Raw genomic sequence first — 19158 nt, 5'->3', positions numbered from 1 at the left:
TATATTGTGGTATATGTTGTATTACCTGATTTATTTAGGTCTTCCAACCAGGAAGCCCTTGCCAATGGCATAAACATCGTCTATTACCATGTTGAAGTTTACATCTCGTTTTTCGCTCTTAGCCCTTTCTTCCAGCTTAGCACGATGGAAATCGACCAAATCTTTGTGTAAAGGCAAATGTCCCATTTCAAGGATTCGTACGGCTCCAAAGTTGTCGCGTGCCGGCATCACTTTGCCTGCATTATAACGACTGGGAGCAAATGGAATATCGAGGATACCGGCCTCAAATGCACGCACCGTGCCAACGGCGATGTCTCCACCTCCAAGCTCGAGAACTTTCTCCAAAATACACTTGGTCTCTTCCACAATGATATCTCCCTCGGCTACTACAGCAGGGATAGAGGTAAAGTCTTGGTCACGCAGCATAGAGATAACCTGCTTGGTAGCACGTAATCCCGAAGCGTTGGCCTCTTTGGTCGGCACACCCATCGCTTCGTGAGGAGTCTTTACAATCACTTTGGTTGCTTTGGCCAAAGCAGCTGCTGCCGAACCCCATGAGATAACACCGAAAGCCTTGGCTTCATCTTGAGGGAAACCTCCCATCCACTGGTGGAAGACAGTTGTGATTTTCACCCCTTCGTATCCGAAGCGAGTGAGATACTCAGCTGTTAGCTGACGCAAAGAGCGAAGTGCAGCTACGTCTTGGATCAAGTTTCCACACTGTCCGTAACCAACTGTGATATCCTTAACTCCCTGTTCAGCAGCCAATAGGGTTTCTATCACTGCTACGGCATTGGAAATGCAGGGAGGAATAAGTGTACCGGTAAGAGGGCCAAAGGGTTCTCGATTGATCGATACTCCGGCCTCCTCATACATCCCTACCAATCTGTCTGCATACTGCCAATAGGCAATAGTATGAGCCAAAGAGTGATTTTTGGAATATGGGATATTGTAAGATATACCACCACCTTCATAAGAAGTGAAGCCTCCTGCAATGGATATTTCTGTAAGAAGACGGGCGTCAGGTGTACCATGACGTACTTGCACTGGATTTTTTAGGCTGGAGGTAACCCTGCGACAGATATCCACACCATAATTCACGATAGGGAAACCGTTGAGCATAGAACGTCCGCTCTCCTTGCTCTTTTCTATACCAGTTTCCGCCTCTGTATATCGATTAAGACGAGTATAGCTATCTACTGTAGAGGGAAGCAAATCGGCCCCACCTTCGGTTTCAAGGTACTGAAGTAGCTTGATATGCTCTGTATAGAGAGCCACACCGGCTCGAGGTTGGATAAGTGTAACTCCAGCCTTGTCTGCTTGTTGCAGCTTGTCTCCAAAGCGTTTTTCCTCAGGAATAGACTTCTGATATGCTACGGCCTCCTCAAAGTTGACACCGGCACCTGTAGGCCAATGTTGTAGGATTTCCTTGCGCTCGGCAAAGAAGACATCATCTGATAGCTTTTTGTTCTTGATTTCCATACGTAATACGCAGTCCTGCGTCTTATTAGTTGATGGGTACTATTTCTTTTTTCATTATTTCCAGGGCCAGTTCCGGATCTATCGCTGAAAGCAAGCCCATGGAGGCAAAGATGTATCTGCGGTCAAGCAGATAACTGGGATTCTTAGGTTTTGTATGCTTCATGCGAGTCGGATCGTATTTGGCTCCACTAAGGATATAGGCAGCTCTTGGGCTATTGATCAAGACACCTCCGATACCGATTACATAAGGCACATTAGATAAATCTTTACCAGTAAGGGTAAATACCTGACCCATAGGGGTATACACACTTTCTATTTCGCCTGTATGACGCTCCACAGCCAATGAGATACCAGCTTTTGCAAGAGCCTCTTCTATACGATGCTCCACGGTATCTTCCTGTGCCAGTGTGTCGGGATGTTCGGTACAACGAGCGACCCAATCTAAGACCAGAGATTCCTCTATGCCCAGCTCACAAGCTATGGCATACACATCTACTTCATCTCCGAGGGCAGAAAGGCTGTATCTCATACCGAGATCCCCTTCTACTGTCCGTTTGCTGTAGGGCTCTTTCAGACCTTTGATCATCACCGGTTCCACTGTGGGAGCTCCGTCAGACATGGAGTATATATCCGTTGTGGCTCCTCCCATATCCACAGCTACGATATCTCCTACACCAGGCGTATGCTTGGTGCCTTTGCTATAAAGTTCACAGCCATTGAGGACAGCTAAAGGAGTTGGGATAATTTCATAACGAGTATTGGCTTGAGCCTCACTCAATCCTTTTGCCTGAACGATACGAGATATAAACAAGTCTTTGATGCACTGCTTAGCTGGCTCAATGTTGAGTCGGTTGAAAGAGGGCATCACGTTTTCGGTTATGACGTAGTTTTTACCCGAAGCTCTGAATATCTCTTCAAGTTCGTAGGATGCTGCTTTGTTGCCGGCAGCTATGATCGAAAAATCTCTGTCTATAGCAACCAGCCGTCGAGCATTTGCCAATATAACATCCTTATTCCCTCCATCAGTGCCACCACAAAGCAGCACCAAGTCCGGGTTTATTTGGCCAATCTCGTCTTGCTCGGCTTTGGAAATCTCGAAAGCATAGGTTTTGACAACCTTGGCTCCAGCACTGGAGGCTGCCATACGGGCAGCCTTGCTGGTTAGCTCCGGCACCAAGCCCAAAGCTACCATCTTGAGACCTCCTGCAGCCGAACTGCAGCAAAGCAATTCGTCATAAACAAAAGGGGCTCCCAATTGCTGCTCCAGCTTAGCCAGAGCGGATCGGAAGCCATCCATCACATGTGTCTCAATGGTAGTAAAAGAAGCCCCTGTGGCTACGACTTCTCTCTTCTGTGCATCTATAGCCGTAAGTTTGGTATAGGTGCTACCGAAGTCTACTGTAAGGTATTTCATCGCAACAACGGTTGCCCAATCAGGCTACGCCCAAAATAGCATCGAGGTCTCCTATTGTCTGTTCGATTGGCGTTCCGGGAGGATACACCTTGTTAAATCCCATGGCTAAGAACCGAGCTTCTACCTCTTCGAAGTTCTGCTTTCCCACCACCAAATTTCCACCGGCTAAAAGAGGGATATCTTTCAGTCCCGCTTCATTACACTTTTCTCGCAGTCCGTTACAGTCAATTTCTCCGTGACCGTAAAGCGAGGATACCAAGATCGCATCGGCATTGGTCTCTATGGCTGCTTCGATATACTCTTCCTGAGATACCATCACGCCCAGATTCACTACATTGTACCCTGCACCTTGGAGTGCAAACGCAATAATCTTGTTGCCCACAGCGTGCGCATCAGCTCCAATGACCCCAATGATCACTGTTTTTCCATTCATAAGTTACTTCTTCTAAAAAGAACACACCCAAATGACAAATCCGATCGGGGACACACCAAGAGCAAGAATGGTGGCCTCTCGAATTTTCATTTTCACCGGCGACAAAGGTATGTATTATTTTTGCGTCGAAAAACTTATTTACAGCATAAAAAGAGGCTTGATAGAAAGGACGAAAAGGACATAAAGTTGGTATTTATTCAATCGGATATGCAAATAGATATTTTTCCTCCATTTTATCTTAAGAAAGGGACTTAAAAGCAAATACAACCGACCTTGTTGTTTGCTGTTCCATCGACTTATTTTGCTTTTTGCATTTGCATAAACTCCGGATTTTTCTCCCCTTGTTTTCTGAAAATATAAGCTGTGTGAGTTTTTTTAGACTTATAAATAGATATTTCCCTTATCTCTGCTCCCGCATTTTTGATAAAGACCGATATAGAAAAGAGGCTCCCTCAGGATAATGATATTTTTACACCCAAGGATCCAAAACGGTAACAATCTTTGGTGGTACAAAAGCTCCCTCTCCGAACATTGACAATAAAGCGTACTTTTGTGCGTTTATCTCTCGGAAAGAGTCCTGCTCCAAGCAAAGGTTTTTCCAGAGCGTATTGTGATTTTCCTACTATTATAAGATATAGCAACTATTAAAATTGGCAATGAATAAAATCTTTTCTCTCAAATCAGTCCTTTCGCTTCTTGTGGCTGTTGCAGCTATAGGTAGCATTGAAGCGCAAAATTTACGAACAGTATACACAGCAGTTCCCTCCATGCAAATATCGCCTGATGCCAAAGCGGCTGGTATGGGAGATCAGGGAACCTCAACAACCCCGGATCCTTATTCACAATTTTGGAACCTCTCCAAGTACTCTTTCATGCAGAGTAAAGCCGGTGTATCTATCTCATACACACCGTGGCTGTCGAAGTTGGTCAATGATATCTACCTTGTGCAAGGGGTAGGATACTATATGCCCGGGCAAGATGCTAATCAGGCAATCAGTGCTTCTTTGCGTTACTTCTCTTTGGGGAAGCTGACCACTTTCGATGATATGGGGAATTCTTTGGGAGATGCCCAGCCGAATGAATTTGCAATTGACTTAGGTTATTCCAGACAGCTTTCCGAGAGCTTTTCTATGGGAGTGGCACTCCGATACATCCAAGCAGACAGAAGTCTTCGGGATGGGTCAAGTAAAGGAACTGCTTTTGCAGCCGATGTTGCCGGGTTTTTGCACAAATATGTTATGTTGGGGGATGCAGAAAGCTTGTATACCTTCGGGTTCAACATCAAGAATATTGGGACGAAAATCAGCTTTGGGGATAACGCTCGCTCAAGTTTCATCCCCACGTCTCTTAATTTGGGGACTGGTCTGCTCTATCCGTTGGATGAGTATAACACAATTGGGTTCAATGTGGAAGCAAATAAGCTTCTTGTGCCCACCCCTCCACATAGAGGAGACATGACGGATGAGGAATACCAAAAACAAAGAGACGAATACAGAAACACCAGTTCGATAGCCGGTATTTTCAAAAGTTTTTCCGATGCACACGGTGGCTTCAAAGAGGAGTTTCAGGAGGTGAATTGGTCTTTGGGGATGGAGTATAGCTATGACAACCGCTTCTTCATTCGTACCGGTTACCACTATCAACATCCTGACAAGGGTAACTTATCCTATTTCACGGCTGGAGCCGGATTTAAGATGAATGTTTTCCGTGTGGATGCTTCCTATCTGATTTCTACAGTACAGAACAACCCTCTGGACCAAACCCTACGTTTTACATTGGCTTTTGACATGGACGGCATTAGCAATCTTTTGCGTTGATGTATCTATTTCCAGTAAAGTTCACATCTCATGTCCTTAAATAACTGTCTTTTCCGAATCGGCTATGGCTATGATGTGCATCGTTTAGAGGCTGGACTCCCTTTGTGGCTGGGTGGCATAGAAGTGCCACACACGCACGGTTTGCAAGGGCACAGTGATGCAGATGTCCTTTGTCATGCAATCTGTGACGCCCTGTTGGGAGCTGCAGCTCTCGGTGATATTGGTATACATTTTCCTCCTTCGGATGACACATACAAAGGTATTGACAGCAAAATCTTATTGTCAAAGGTGGTAAGTCTGCTATTTGAGGAGGGCTATACAGTGATCAATGTTGATGCTACCATATCAGCTCAATGTCCTAAATTAGCTCCTCATATTCCGGCTATGCGTCAGACTTTAGCAGCCATCCTCCGGTTGGAGATTTCAGCTGTGTCTATCAAAGCAACCACAACAGAGAAATTAGGCTTCGAAGGACGACAGGAAGGGATATCTGCTTCTGCTGTGGCTTTGATAACGCGGATATAAGCCTCTCAGAAGGCTTATGTCCCCCTCAACAGCCCTTTCCCTTCTCTTTTTTCATAAATTGTGATGCCTGTCAAGAGCCCATAATGGCTCTTGACAGGCATCTTTATTTTGAGAGGATTGAAAGCAAAAGATTGAAGTAAGAGCGATGGATTCTCTCTTACTTTCACTTTCAATTATGAGACCGTTGCACAGTCTCTGAAAGACTATTTCAATAGCCTTTTTGCTGAACCCTGTAGAACGTGGCAATCATGAAGACATTGAGATCAAGGAAAAAGAGATCATACTCCAAATCTGAACACCGATAATAATACATCGAGCACCGTATTGTACAACAGTCTCAATTCTTTTCTTTCCGGATTGTGCAGTCCCATACATTCATTTCTTATTGGATTTCTTCGAGCTTATTTGAGTTCTGTATGAATGCCTGATCTGTATTATTATATTTGTATATGTGTTTTATGTTTCTCTCCTAAGGTGCTTTTAATGCTCGAATCAGGGATATTTTGACCCTGTTTTCTCTCCCTTTTTTGAGGTTGAGAGGAGTCACCTTTTGCTAACATAGGAGAGAACAAAAATTCTCTCCTGTGAAAAAAATTGCTCTCTCCTATGTTAGCAAAATTTCTCTCAGGAGAGAATTTTGACCCTCCTGAAATGCCCTATTCATCGGTATTTTGGAAGGTGGCTGTGATGAGTGTAAAAAGGAATGTGTTCTCCTATTCTCAGAGTCTTTTTCTCCTCTGTTTTTTGGGTTTTCACTGCAAGCGAAAGTTTACAAAATATATCATGTTTAATAGCGAGAAGAAAGAGGCTTTTGAACTCCAACCCCCTTGTAGATGATTCTTCCAAAAACAGTGAATTCTTTACCTATACCCCAGAAAGAACTCCCTAAAAATCTATCTCGCTCTGTACCGATGCCCTACATTGAGACAAAGAGCTAATTTGGGAAGGTGATAACCCAAAATCGTCTTAATTAAAGACCGATGTCAACTCTTTAGTTACAATCCCAATTGATACGAATCTTATGTAGAATTAACCATGCGTTTATTAACTTGGGGCATTTATAAGGATTATTTTTCTAATGAAATTCTCGAGGAATAATATTGTCACATTAGTGCCATTCTTGGGAGGGTTGATAGGAGCATTATTTGCTATTTTCGATAGCCTTATTGTTTACATGGATACCGCTCCAATAGATGAAATGCTTCTGCAATCATTGCTCAATAGTGTCAGTTTTGACTCCATCCTGAAGATATTCGTATATGCTATGGTCGGGGTTTTGTTGGGCTTTATACCCTTTTTCTTCTATTCCCCAAGAGACCGGTAAAGCTATCCAACAGTAAGGAGATTTACTATTTCAAAACTGTTGTGTAGCACTTGAGCTGTTTCCTATTTTTCAATTCCAATATGGTGCGATTGAGAGTCAACCCGTTGTCAGCTATTCAGGCACCGTCCACTTGTTTCAATTCCAATATGGTGCGATTGAGAGCACACAGAAAAGAAAAACGACAATAGGATTGTCCTCGTTTCAATTCCAATATGGTGCGATTGAGAGTGTGTAGCTCTTGCATCGCTTTCATTGCCCCTACCGCGTTTCAATTCCAATATGGTGCGATTGAGAGCCCCTCCGGCAAAACTATGAGGCGGACGGCCATCCGTTTCAATTCCAATATGGTGCGATTGAGAGATTTGTGGAGTATGGGCTTTTCGTTGATCGTGGCGTGTTTCAATTCCAATATGGTGCGATTGAGAGATCACTCAAGTCTAACAAAGAGTTGCGAAAAGTAGTGTTTCAATTCCAATATGGTGCGATTGAGAGGCGAGCTTGCTCTTGTGCAAGCAAGTGACTTGGATAGGGCAAAAGAGGAGCTTGATCGCTTTTGTTTCAACGCAAGAGATTGCGAGATCGAAAGCGTAAAAAAGAGTGCAATTGTCGGATTGCTCAATGTTTCATTTGATGAATAATAAAAAACATACAAATATGAAATTCATAAAAATCAATAAGGCGAAAGTAAAAGAAGGAGTTAAAATCCTGTTTGTTTTCTTGGCCTTTTTAGGGGTGTTGGCATGGATTGTGCTTGTTGCAGGTCGCCTGGTAGGCCTGCAACAGGTGCCGGTATATTGGCTTCTCTTGCCGCCGACGGCCTGCCTTGTTGGCATGGCGGTGTTTGTCTTCGCTGTCGGCTTGCGTAGAATTATAGACTTGCTTTACAGGTAGCTATTTTATCAAATTTTTATTCATATCAAATTTTCTCAAATTTTCACGTTCGGAGGGGCTTCGCAGGGATGCGCGGCCCCTCTTCTTTTGCATAAAAGTGCTAAATTTGCAGCAACCTTAAATTTGATATGCACGAGAATACCTTGAGACGTATTGCAGCTGTGCAGGCGATTGTCGCACAGCACTATGAGAAAGGCCGCCGCGATCGTTGTTATCGCGAAGTCTGGAGGCGATACGTTTATCCTGTATATCCTATCTCTTACGCTACGTTCAAGAACTATATGTCTGTAGATATAGTGGGTGCAAGCAAGCGTATGACGCGAGCGAAAAATGCTGTGTCAGTGCATTATGAGCGTCTTTTGTTCGATTAACATTTCTTCTTTTCTTAATTTGTTTTTGTTTGTGTCGTTGAGAGGGGGTGGCCGTTGTGGTCTCCCCCTCTCTCTTATTCGGATATGGAGCACTCGAATAAGAGGTCTATTTCGCGCAGCCCGTCAATGCGAGGAGCACGACGAAACCCCTTATAGCTCAATCCTATTTGCTGCATTGCTTTAGTTATTGCAGACTTGAGAAAGTAAACTTGCAGGGAAGCGTCTGCGTGTCGCCCGGGTGCGCTGGCTGTTGCAGACGTCGATGGAGCATCGAAGAGTCGCAGCGTGAAGCTGACACGTTCACGAATGAAGTCCTTATTTGCCTGCAGGCTGACTTCTCCCAACTCGGGGGTGATGAGCACAGCCGGGTAACGCAGTGGGTAGCGCGCCGGGCTGTCTTCGTCTCTATCGACCTGCCCCCAGTCGTCGGCTATGTATTTAAGTTCTTTTACAGCCCTTAATTGCTTGATAATGTCTTTGATAATCGCGTCTATCATAGTCTTTAATAAGTGTTTTATCGTCGTTTTAATCCTTTTTTCAGCTGGTCGAAAGTCTTATGCATGAGGGCTTTCGAGAACTGCTGCAGGCGGCTGTCAGAAATCTCTGAGATAGCAGTGTAGAGGCGTGGATGTGCCCCGACAAACGGCCTTGCCGGGATGCGAATTGTCAGCTTCTTTTTTCGTAGAAGGGCTATCGCTTTGTATTTCGTTTCTTTTTCTCCGCTTTCGTAGTATTGTCTCCAGGCCCAAATTCGCTGCCTTTGTGTTACTGTTTGCCTGATGGTGCTTCCTTCGTTATGTATTTGAGCGTAAGGCTTTGATGAAGTGATGGTTACGCCACGGGCTTGTGGAATATATCGTATCGAGTTGCGCAGCCCGGCGGTCTGTACTAAAATCGTCCCTTTGCGATGTATAGGCGTCCACGGCTGGTCGTAGAAGGCCTGCGCACGGAAGTTGTCCATGACGTGGCTTTGCAGCTCGACAGAGACGTCTTTGCTTATTTTGCGCACGACATCGTCGGGTGTTGGGGTTCTCTGCATTTGTTTATTTGATTATAGTTTGTATCTTTGTTGCACGAGAACGGCCTTATGGTGTGTCGAATTTGAGAGATAGTTGATCTCATAAATGCGCATTATTAGGTCGTTTTCTTTTGTTTTCGTTCTGGGAGGATGTAATATGGTTGTTCGCAGTTGTCCTTTCCGAAGACTTCAAAGCCGATCCACCATTTACGTCCGTTGTCGTCTATTAGCTTATAGACATTGTAGGCTGTTACGCCCCTTTTCCTTTTTTTTCGACATTGTCTGCGTCTTTTTTTACATCCATTCTTTTGTGTAACCCGAGCGGCTCAGTAGCTATATGTGTAAACTCTTTTTTTCGATTTGGGTCAATGAGGCAAGCAAGCACCTCTTTTTCCTCGATCGTGCGTGCGTGTCCAAGAAAATTTTGCACCGCCTTGTTGTTTATACGCATATCGTGCTGTAAGCCATTTATCGAGCTTTGCCCATAGTGTGTTTTTGCCCATTGCCGCAAGGTTTTGTCGGTCTCTTTACGTAGCTTTTTGTACTCTCCTTTGCGTACTTTAGCGAGCTGTCTGTAGACGTCGCAGACCTCGTTGTCGTCTGTTGCGCTCAGATCGATCGACGCGACTGTGCAGTGACCGTAACCGCCTTCTCCGTAGTACGGATGATTTTCCGGAAAGACAGTGCCCTCCCGGCCGGGGTTCCCTCTGAAAATCTTGTTTTTGTCGCTGATAGCTGCTTGTCCTGCCTCCAGCGCAACAGCGTCCGCGGTGGTGGGGTATTTGCCTTTCCTCACTTGTATAACCGTGCAGCGGCACCTCCAGCCGTTCGGGGGATAGTAGGTCTCCCAAAAGGCGTGACGAGTGGGCAAAGTCACAAGGTCGAGTGCGCGGTGTTCTTCGCGCACGCGGCTGTCTCCGACAGTGCGATATTGGAGATCGTAGTCGTCTGCGTCTTGCATCTGCTCCGTCCAGCGTGCTGCGCTCTCGGCACTTGCTGTCGCGTATAGATACTCAGCTTGCAAGTAGTTGCGATTGTAAGTTGCGTCGAGCTTTGCGACGTCTCGATAAAAGCGATCAAAGCTCTTTGTTTGTCCGCTTTCGTCGTGCAGCAGCGTGCTTGCCTCTTTGAGAGGTTTCAATTCCAATATGGTGCGATTGAGAGAAGGCAAACGCTTTTCTCTTCTTGACTGCGAGAGCAGTTTCAATTCCAATATGGTGCGATTGAGAGCAAAATCAAAGCCCTACAGAACTGCTCCCCCTGCCCGTTTCAATTCCAATATGGTGCGATTGAGAGTAAATGTCAAAGCTCACAAAGAAACGCAAAATGAGCAGGTTTCAATTCCAATATGGTGCGATTGAGAGTGACAGGCACAAAGCCTGCGCCAAATGTTAGTTACGTTTCAATTCCAATATGGTGCGATTGAGAGTATCTCACACCAAGATTTATCGAACATCGAACGAAGTTTCAATTCCAATATGGTGCGATTGAGAGGCATGACTATTTAGGTGTTCCGACCGTTGCATATCTGTTTCAATTCCAATATGGTGCGATTGAGAGTTTCAATCCAACCAGGGGCTCTGCTTCTCCTCCGAGGTTTCAATTCCAATATGGTGCGATTGAGAGACTCGGTACACGCGTGCATTTTAACGTGCCGACCAAGTTTCAATTCCAATATGGTGCGATTGAGAGGATGATTGTCGCGCTGATTTCGACCGCGCTCGGCTCGTTTCAATTCCAATATGGTGCGATTGAGAGAGAGGATATGAAGCGTGGCGATTTCCTTCGCGCTTGTTTCAATTCCAATATGGTGCGATTGAGAGTTGTCTCGTCAGTTTTCTATCGTGAACGCTACTGTGTGTTTCAATTCCAATATGGTGCGATTGAGAGTTGCGATAGTAATTACTATTATTATGAAGGTTGTTATGTTTCAATTCCAATATGGTGCGATTGAGAGAGTTACGAACATGACAGAAAGCGAAAATATGTCGCTGTTTCAATTCCAATATGGTGCGATTGAGAGTAGTGCGCACGGATTATTTCTAAATACTGCTTATCGGTTTCAATTCCAATATGGTGCGATTGAGAGTCTTAAGTTCTCTGATTATACGCAGTCTTTTCCGTGTTTCAATTCCAATATGGTGCGATTGAGAGCTGTGCGATATATCAAGCTTTGATTTTTGTTGCCCGTTTCAATTCCAATATGGTGCGATTGAGAGCGAACATTTCTGTATCTCAACAGAATCGATTTCGTTGTTTCAATTCCAATATGGTGCGATTGAGAGTACGTGATATTCTCTCAGATGAACAGGGAGCACACGGTTTCAATTCCAATATGGTGCGATTGAGAGTAATCAGAGAATTTAAGATTTATAGAGCCATCATTGTTTCAATTCCAATATGGTGCGATTGAGAGTTCAGCCCCCGTCGTCGTCTGTTCCTTCTGTAAACAGTTTCAATTCCAATATGGTGCGATTGAGAGCAAATAGGGGATCCGAATCGAATAAATTCGCGAAAGTTTCAATTCCAATATGGTGCGATTGAGAGCAGCAAAAAAATCTCCTCTTTTTTCTGACAAAGATTGTTTCAATTCCAATATGGTGCGATTGAGAGGGGGTCTTTGAGTTTCAATTTCCCTAACTCGACAAGGTTTCAATTCCAATATGGTGCGATTGAGAGTGCGCAAGGATATTAAGGACTGGACGACCGCCCGAGTTTCAATTCCAATATGGTGCGATTGAGAGCGACTAAGGAAGAAGAGTTCAAGCCGTCAAAAAGATGTTTCAATTCCAATATGGTGCGATTGAGAGGAATGTATCTCCGGGTAATACCTCCTGACAAAGTACGTTTCAATTCCAATATGGTGCGATTGAGAGGCTTATGATTGTCCTGAATTTTTAGGTGGTATGTCTGGTTTCAATTCCAATATGGTGCGATTGAGAGAAGCAGGAAAATCGGGAATAGTTGCTTCATCATCACGTTTCAATTCCAATATGGTGCGATTGAGAGGCAGAGCTATACCGATTGACCCAGCGAGAGAGGGCTTGTTTCAATTCCAATATGGTGCGATTGAGAGAGAAGCACCGCCCTGCACAAGGGCAGCTCCTATTAAGTTTCAATTCCAATATGGTGCGATTGAGAGTCAGCCCCCCTCGTCGTCTGTTCCTTCTGTGAGCAGTTTCAATTCCAATATGGTGCGATTGAGAGTCACTATCATATTGTTCTGTTTGGTATGCCTGATTTTGGTTTCAATTCCAATATGGTGCGATTGAGAGCTGCTAATAAGCAAAATGCTGATGCGGGAAAGACGAGTTTCAATTCCAATATGGTGCGATTGAGAGAGAGAAGAGTACGGAGTATTGGAATCTAAATAAGCAAGTTTCAATTCCAATATGGTGCGATTGAGAGTATTTCATCCTCGAGTGCTATGAACGCGCAAGACGAGTTTCAATTCCAATATGGTGCGATTGAGAGTAAACTTCTTCTCTGGAAAAGGAATTGGAGGTAATAAGTTTCAATTCCAATATGGTGCGATTGAGAGCCGTCAAAAATACCAGTTATTTCCCTTATTAACAAAGGGTTCTTGCTACAGAAGAATTCGTTTTTTTGTGTCTTAAAGTTGTCGAAGTGCATTTGTAGAGTACTACCGAGACTATGACGACTTAGTTATCTGCTTAACAATCAAATATTTCAAAGATCGCCTAAGGTTCTTTTGTAGAACTGTTTTTTTCTTTCCCTTACTTCGACAAGCCAACCGAGTTTAATCAGAGAAAAACATCAGTGGAGCATCGTTCCTTACCGATTATTTCTTTTTCTAACCAACGTTCTTGTCTTGATGCAAAGATAATGAGACTATCCTCTCTTTTGTCCATTAGCTTTTGGGCTAATCCTTTCAGCTCGAGAAGTTTGACTTCGGATATCTCACCTTCAAAAATAGAGTTCTGAATCCAGTTTAGGTATTTGCGACACAACTTTAGCATTTTGCCAACTCGCTTTTCTCCTATGTCATATACGAGTATGATATACATTACCAATACATTTTGAAGGGTTTATATTCTTCTATATCAAGTATATCCTTGACAATTTTATAGCACTCAAGTTTGACGAGATGTCTATAACTTACTGAGCGACCAAGTTTTCTATGTTGGATAGTTTCATTTAGTCTATCTTCAAAAGCTTGTATGAATAACTTTTTCCCAGAAGGGTTCAGAATACATTTATTCAATTGCTTGTCGAAGTGTCTTTCTTGTAATATTTGTTTGTTGAGGACTTTGAAAATCGTTCGATCAACCAAGATAGGTTTGAACACTTCCGAAATATCTAAACATAGAGAGTATCGTCTTTCTCCTGGACTATGCAGAAAACTTATTGTGGGATTCAGCTGTGTTTGATGAATTGCTTTTAAGCATAACGTGTAGCATATCATATTTCCGAATGAGATGAGAGCATTTACCTCGTTTTGCGGTGGTTGTTTGCTCCTTATTCCCATTTGAAAGTCGTTTATGATAAGGCTAAAAGCACTGTAATAGGTCTGTTTGATATTGCCCTCAAGTCCCATTAACTCTTCAATAGTCTTCGTCTCCTTCAGTACTGATACATATTTGTTGATCTGTTCTATTACGGGGAGTAGATCTTTACCTCGATTGTTGTAATAGGCTAGATTCTTCTGCATGTTGAAAGCGGCTCCAGAGATAAATTTTTGAGCAAGCTGGAGCCGTTTCTTTTTATTCTTGTGAGTTGAGACTTGAGCTAAAAGCATTTTCCCAGATAGAAGGAAATCGCGGGGCATAAATGAACCTGTATAGTTCTCGTAGTAGTCAAAGAAGTGTATGGGAATGTCATTGCTTCCAAGAAAATTGAATAGGCTACTGTTGGCCCTTAGAGAGCCAAAAACGTAGAATTCACTCACTGATTCAACTGGGATGTAACGGGCTTGTCCAATTTGCTCATTACCATTTTCATTTTCTTCAGTTGGCACGAAGCGCAGAGTATTGTCTTTCCTTGACAATTCTCCGGGATTAAATAAATAGTATGTCTTTTTCATAGTTCTTCTCCAGAAAAACAAAATTCATAGTAGCTGCATCTTTTGCAAATCGAGGACTCAATTGGAGGAGGGCATTGTTCTTGATTGATGAGTTGTTGAATTTCAATCTCTATTTTCTTGATTTTCTCTCTATCTACATCAGAGAGTAAGACCTCTTCTTTTTTTCTCAAAGAGGGATATTCCAATATTCCGATTGCTCCAAATATTCCATTCTGTTCCAATACATACAAGTAATAGAGTAGTTGAAGGCGATGTGCTGGTGAGATCTTGTTGGATTTTTTGATTTCATGAACAACTTTGTTTTTGGCATCATAAAAATCGATTTTGATTCCATCCAGCTGTAGCTCTTCGTATTTTTCTGCTCGCTGAGGGTATGCCGTTTCATGGATTAATTTCCCTTCATAGACCAAATCAGAAGTGTGCTCCATGGTGATTCCACCTGAAAATAACCATAGTTTCCTACGGCAAACTTGGTAGTAGTTAAAATGTGTCCCGGTGATGAACATAGCTGTAGTGTTGTAGAAATGTTTCTTGTAATCCTTTTCTTTGGTTCTATTGCGAACTTTTCCAAGCGAAGTCCAATTGAAGCATCCAATCGTATGTTTTCCTTACTCTTTCTTTACGAGGATCATAGTCGATATTCATAGGGCGAAAGGATAGGTTATAGAATTCGTGATGTGATTTTTGACACCTCCTATACGAGAATGGCCTCTTGTACATTGCGGGGGAGTGACTGGAATTTTCTTTTTTTTGTTACGATCTCTCTTGTAGTTTTTTTGCTATGGCGAACTCTTTTTTCCTGATAGAGGAGCTTTAATTCAATAACTTTTGGGAGGATCATATAGGGTCTCCCTCGGAAAATAGTTTGTTTCTAACTCCTCGTCTGCGGTGAAGTTAAAAAAGATCGTCAATATATCCACTCTTTTGTTCTGAGAAGGCCTTTTTTAATTGTTTTAAAAATGTTCCTTTTTTATCCAGCAACGGAAGAAGTAGGCATTGTGCGATCTTGTGAAAGATTTCTCTTCTTTTGTTTGTTCGTGACTGATGTGTGAAAGATCCACGGCATCAAATTCGGAAGCTATTAGAAGTGGATGAAATTTTCCTCCTTAATGAACATCTGGTATATGGTTATTCTTTGGTATCTTTGTTGCGCTCAATGGGGAATCCCCAGGGGAGCATTTGCAAGAGATAAGTTTGTAAGTAATAAATAATAACCAAACAAAAACAAAGCAATTCATTATGAAGAAGCACAATTTCTATGCAGGGCCTTCTATCCTGAATGAAAAAGTGATCAAAGCTACAGCTGATGCTGTGTTGGATTTTGCCGGTACTGGCCTTTCTTTGCTGGAGGTATCTCACCGTGGTAAAGAATTTGATGCTGTGATGGCTGAGACGAATCAGCTTTTCAAGGAGCTGTTAGATATCCCAGCAGAGTATGAAGTCGTGTTTGTTGGAGGCGGTGCTAGTATGCAGTTCTGCATGGTTCCGTACAACATGCTCCGCACAAAAGCTGCTTACCTCGATACAGGTACTTGGGCTAGCAAGGCAATCAAAGAAGCCAAATTGTTCGGTGAAGTAGATGTTGTTGCTTCCTCCAAGGATAAAAACTATAGCTACATCCCCAAAAACTACACTATAGCGGATGATGTGGATTATTTCCACTATACATCCAATAACACCATTTATGGTACGGAAATTCGTAAGGATCCGGATGTAAAGGCTCGTCTTATCTGCGATATGTCTTCGGATATCTTTAGCCGTCCTATCGATATCAGCAAGTATGATATCATTTATGGTGGTGCACAGAAGAATCTTGCTCCTGCCGGTGTTACATTTGCTATTGTACGTAAGGATGCATTGGGCAAGGTTGAACGTCCCATCCCCACAATGTTGAAGTATAGTACACACATAGAAAAGGATTCTATGTTCAACACTCCTCCTGTACTTCCCATTTACTCTGCATTGCAAACCCTCAAATGGTATAAGGAAATGGGAGGAGTGAAAGCCATGCAAAAGCTAAACGAGGAAAAGGCTGCTATTCTTTATAACGAAATTGATCGCAACCGTCTCTTCGTAGGTACAGCTGCAGAGGAAGATCGCTCTTTGATGAATGTATGCTTTGTGATGAAGGAAGAATACAAAGAGCTGGAAGCTGCATTTGCTGACTTTGCGATCAAAGAACGTGGCATGATGGGTATCAAAGGACACCGTTCTGTAGGTGGTTTCCGTGCTTCTTTGTATAATGCTATGCCTAAGAGCAGTGTAGAAGCTCTCGTGGCTGCTATGCAGGAATTTGAAAAGAAACACTAATTCTTTCTCTTAATGTAGGGGTAGGGTATATCATTGATATGTCCTTCCCCTATTCTTTTTTTGTGTATGACTTAACTTCTCAAGCGTGTTGGTGATAGATAGACACCATAGAAGAATTTGAAGTCATCTTCTTGATAACAGAAAAACCATCACAACTAAATTATCTTCAAATGGCAAAAATATTGATTGCTACCGAAAAGCCTTTTGCTCCGGTAGCCGTAAATGGTATCAGAGAGATCATCGAAAAGGCTGGTTTTGAATTGACTTTGCTCGAAAAGTATACGGAGAAATCGCAGCTCCTCAATGCCGTGGCTGATGTGGATGCTATTATTGTTCGTTCTGATATTGTAGACAACGAAGTTTTTGATGCCGCCAAAAATCTAAAAATCGTGGTGCGTGCCGGTGCCGGATATGACAATGTTGACTGTGCTGCTGCTACTGCTCACAACGTTTGTGTGATGAATACACCGGGGCAGAATTCGAATGCCGTAGCTGAGCTCTGTATTGGAATGCTGATATATGGCTTGCGCGGGATGTTTAATGGAGCCAGTGGCAATGAACTGAAAGGTAAAAAGGTGGGTATCTTGGCCTACGGACATATCGGTAAGTTGGTGGCTGAGTATTGCAAGGCCTTTGGTTGTGAAGTATACGCATATCATCCTCGTCGTACAGATGAGCAGATCCAAGCCGATGGCGTAATCCCTGTACATTCTCAACAAGAGCTTTTTGAAAAATGTCAGATTGTATCAGTGCATACACCTTCTCGCCCTGAAAACAAAGGTTGCGTGAACTATGAATGTATGAGTAAGATGCCAGCAAAAGCCATTATCTTGAATTCTGCTCGCAAGGAAGTTTTTAACGAAGAGGATTTGGTACGTATCATGAAAGAACGTACTGATATGAAGTATCTGACTGATATACAGCCCGCTTGTCATGATAAGATGTGCGAACTTTTTGAAGGTCGTTACTATGCAACTCCCAAGAAGATGGGAGCTCAGACAGCTGAAGCTAATATCAATGCCGGGTTAGCTGCTGCCGAGCAAATCGTGAAGTTCATCAAGAATGGTGATGAAACTTTCCGAGTAAATTAAAATCAACCTTGCAAAAAAGATTGTACAATGGCAATAATCAAACCTTTCAAAGGGATACGCCCGCCTCGTGAGCTTGTTACGGAAGTTGCATCTCGCCCATACGATGTGCTTAACAGTGATGAAGCTCGCAAAGAAGCAGAAGGCAATGAAAAGTCTCTTTACCACATTATCCGTCCTGAAATCGATTTCCCGGTAGGTACAGATGAGCATGAGCCCAAGGTGTATGAAAAAGCAGCCGAGAACTTCCAAATGTTTCAGGACAAGGGCTGGCTTGTGCAGGATGGCAAGGAGAACTACTACGTCTATGCACAGACTATGAATGGAAAGACACAGTATGGTCTGGTTGTATGTGCTTATGTGGAAGATTACATGAATGGTGTGATTAAGAAACATGAGCTTACGCGCAGAGACAAGGAAGAGGACCGCATGAAGCATGTGCGTGTCAATAATGCCAATATCGAGCCGGTATTTTTTGCATATCCCGAAAATACAGAGTTGGATAAAATAGTAAGAAAGTACACTGCTCGCGAACCCGAATACGACTTTGTTGCTCAACTCGATGGCTTTGGTCACCATTTTTGGGTGGTAGATGAGGAGGCTGACATACAGCGTATCACAGAGCTTTTTGCCCAAATGCCAGCTCTCTATATAGCTGATGGCCACCATCGATCGGCTGCTGCTGCCTTGGTGGGAGCCGAGAAAGCCAAACAGAATCCCAATCATAAGGGAGATGAAGAGTACAACTACTTTATGGCTGTTTGTTTCCCTGCCGATCAGCTTACTATCATTGACTACAACCGTGTTGTAAAGGATCTCAATGGCTTGAGCGACGAAGAGTTTCTTGATAAGCTGACATCTCACTTCACGGTAGAGTGCAAAGGTGAAGCAATCTATCATCCTGCTGGTTTGCACAATTTCTCTCTTTATCTTTCCGGAAAGTGGTATTCTCTCACAGCTAAGCCCGGTACTTACGATGACAACGACCCCATAGGGGTGCTGGATGTGACTATCAGCTCTAATCATATTCTCGATGAAATACTGGGAATCAAGGATTTGCGTTCGGATAAGCGCATAGATTTTGTAGGTGGTATTCGTGGATTGGAAGAGCTTAAGCGTCGTGTGGATAACGGAGAAATGCGTGTAGCTCTTGCTCTTTATCCTGTATCAATGAAACAGTTGATTGACATTGCTGACACAGGCAATATCATGCCTCCGAAGACGACTTGGTTTGAGCCGAAGTTGCGTTCAGGACTTGTGATACACAAGTTGAGCTAAGCGACGTTTGAATAATTAACCGAATAGGGAAAGAGGGTGTGCTTCAAAAAGCGCACCCTCTTTCTGCTTTTAGTCGAAATTATAGTTGTTTGCATCTCAATATGTTGGTATTTATTGGATGTTTGCATGATGTCTGTTTGTATGGTTTTGAGTAGCTTTGGGG

The 19158-nt window shown here is 43.2% G+C and carries 16 protein-coding genes and 2 CRISPR repeat arrays; of the genes, 7 read left to right on the top strand and 9 right to left on the bottom strand.

Going from position 1 to position 19158, the window contains the following annotated elements:
* Positions 1–30: 30 nt before the first annotated feature.
* Genes DQN70_RS07915 through glmS form a run of 3 tightly spaced genes read right to left on the bottom strand, consistent with a single transcriptional unit; the run spans position 31 to position 3329 of the window.
* Positions 31–1482 (bottom strand): methylaspartate mutase subunit E, encoded by a 1452-nt coding sequence (locus DQN70_RS07915; RefSeq protein ID WP_023937029.1) that lies wholly within the window; start codon positions 1480–1482, stop codon positions 31–33.
* Positions 1483–1507: 25 nt separating this feature from the next.
* Complete coding sequence (gene glmL / locus DQN70_RS07910) at positions 1508–2896, bottom strand: methylaspartate mutase accessory protein GlmL (RefSeq protein ID WP_023937030.1); 1389 nt, start codon at positions 2894–2896, stop codon at positions 1508–1510.
* A 19-nt stretch (positions 2897–2915) separates the two neighbouring features.
* Positions 2916–3329 (bottom strand): methylaspartate mutase subunit S, encoded by a 414-nt coding sequence (gene glmS / locus DQN70_RS07905; protein WP_023937032.1) that lies wholly within the window; start codon positions 3327–3329, stop codon positions 2916–2918.
* Positions 3330–3985: 656 nt separating this feature from the next.
* Here glmS and porV point away from each other — a divergent pair.
* From porV to DQN70_RS07875, 4 genes are all read left to right on the top strand, one after another.
* On the top strand, positions 3986–5146 hold the full coding sequence (gene porV / locus DQN70_RS07900; RefSeq protein ID WP_036888668.1) for a type IX secretion system outer membrane channel protein PorV: 1161 nt from the start codon (positions 3986–3988) through the stop codon (positions 5144–5146).
* A 30-nt stretch (positions 5147–5176) separates the two neighbouring features.
* Positions 5177–5671 (top strand): 2-C-methyl-D-erythritol 2,4-cyclodiphosphate synthase, encoded by a 495-nt coding sequence (gene ispF, locus DQN70_RS07895; protein WP_023940777.1) that lies wholly within the window; start codon positions 5177–5179, stop codon positions 5669–5671.
* A 1390-nt stretch (positions 5672–7061) separates the two neighbouring features.
* A CRISPR array of direct repeats spans positions 7062–7487; the repeat unit is 30 nt; unit sequence GTTTCAATTCCAATATGGTGCGATTGAGAG.
* A 162-nt stretch (positions 7488–7649) separates the two neighbouring features.
* A complete protein-coding gene (locus tag DQN70_RS07880) occupies positions 7650–7886 on the top strand; it encodes a hypothetical protein (protein WP_023940202.1) in 237 nt (78 codons plus the stop codon).
* 128 nt (positions 7887–8014) lie between these two features.
* Positions 8015–8257: a hypothetical protein gene (locus DQN70_RS07875; RefSeq protein WP_023940204.1), complete on the top strand. Its 243-nt coding sequence runs from the start codon at positions 8015–8017 to the stop codon at positions 8255–8257.
* Positions 8258–8331: 74 nt separating this feature from the next.
* Here the strand turns inward: DQN70_RS07875 and DQN70_RS07870 are convergent, their stop codons facing one another.
* From DQN70_RS07870 to cas4, 6 genes are all read right to left on the bottom strand, one after another.
* Entirely contained in the window at positions 8332–8754 is a 423-nt protein-coding gene (locus tag DQN70_RS07870) for a hypothetical protein (protein ID WP_023940206.1), read from the bottom strand.
* 17 nt (positions 8755–8771) lie between these two features.
* Positions 8772–9296, bottom strand: coding sequence for a phage virion morphogenesis protein (locus DQN70_RS07865; RefSeq protein ID WP_023940208.1), 525 nt, complete (start codon positions 9294–9296; stop codon positions 8772–8774).
* A 229-nt stretch (positions 9297–9525) separates the two neighbouring features.
* On the bottom strand, positions 9526–10386 hold the full coding sequence (locus DQN70_RS07860; protein ID WP_262501304.1) for a phage head morphogenesis protein: 861 nt from the start codon (positions 10384–10386) through the stop codon (positions 9526–9528).
* Positions 10387–10409: 23 nt separating this feature from the next.
* Positions 10410–12816: direct repeats of the CRISPR family, unit length 30 nt; unit sequence GTTTCAATTCCAATATGGTGCGATTGAGAG.
* Between the two features lie 223 nt (positions 12817–13039).
* The gene (cas2, locus tag DQN70_RS07855; protein ID WP_023940226.1) at positions 13040–13303 is read right to left on the bottom strand and encodes a CRISPR-associated endonuclease Cas2; all 264 of its coding nucleotides are present in this window, start codon (positions 13301–13303) and stop codon (positions 13040–13042) included.
* On the bottom strand, positions 13303–14319 hold the full coding sequence (cas1b, locus tag DQN70_RS07850; RefSeq protein WP_023937824.1) for a type I-B CRISPR-associated endonuclease Cas1b: 1017 nt from the start codon (positions 14317–14319) through the stop codon (positions 13303–13305). The genes cas2 and cas1b overlap by 1 nt, the downstream gene beginning before the upstream one ends.
* Positions 14316–14825: a CRISPR-associated protein Cas4 gene (gene cas4, locus DQN70_RS07845; RefSeq protein WP_042225885.1), complete on the bottom strand. Its 510-nt coding sequence runs from the start codon at positions 14823–14825 to the stop codon at positions 14316–14318. The genes cas1b and cas4 overlap by 4 nt, the downstream gene beginning before the upstream one ends.
* Before the next feature lie 733 nt (positions 14826–15558).
* On the opposite strand from cas4, the gene serC reads away from it, so the two are divergent.
* The 3 genes from serC to DQN70_RS07830 all read left to right on the top strand — a co-directional run bounded on the left by serC (position 15559) and on the right by DQN70_RS07830 (position 18995).
* A complete protein-coding gene (gene serC, locus DQN70_RS07840) occupies positions 15559–16629 on the top strand; it encodes a 3-phosphoserine/phosphohydroxythreonine transaminase (RefSeq protein ID WP_023937830.1) in 1071 nt (356 codons plus the stop codon).
* A 170-nt stretch (positions 16630–16799) separates the two neighbouring features.
* Positions 16800–17720 carry an NAD(P)-dependent oxidoreductase gene (locus tag DQN70_RS07835; RefSeq protein ID WP_023940233.1) on the top strand — a complete coding sequence of 307 codons (921 nt, stop codon included), beginning with the start codon at positions 16800–16802 and terminating at the stop codon, positions 17718–17720.
* Positions 17721–17747: 27 nt separating this feature from the next.
* Positions 17748–18995 (top strand): DUF1015 domain-containing protein, encoded by a 1248-nt coding sequence (locus tag DQN70_RS07830; RefSeq protein ID WP_023937834.1) that lies wholly within the window; start codon positions 17748–17750, stop codon positions 18993–18995.
* The last annotated feature ends 163 nt before the right edge of the window (positions 18996–19158 follow it).

It is taken from the genome of Porphyromonas crevioricanis, assembly GCF_900476255.1.
Taxonomy (GTDB): domain Bacteria; phylum Bacteroidota; class Bacteroidia; order Bacteroidales; family Porphyromonadaceae; genus Porphyromonas; species Porphyromonas crevioricanis.
Note: the sequence above shows the minus strand (reverse complement) of the source record. Positions and strands in the feature narration are given on the sequence as shown.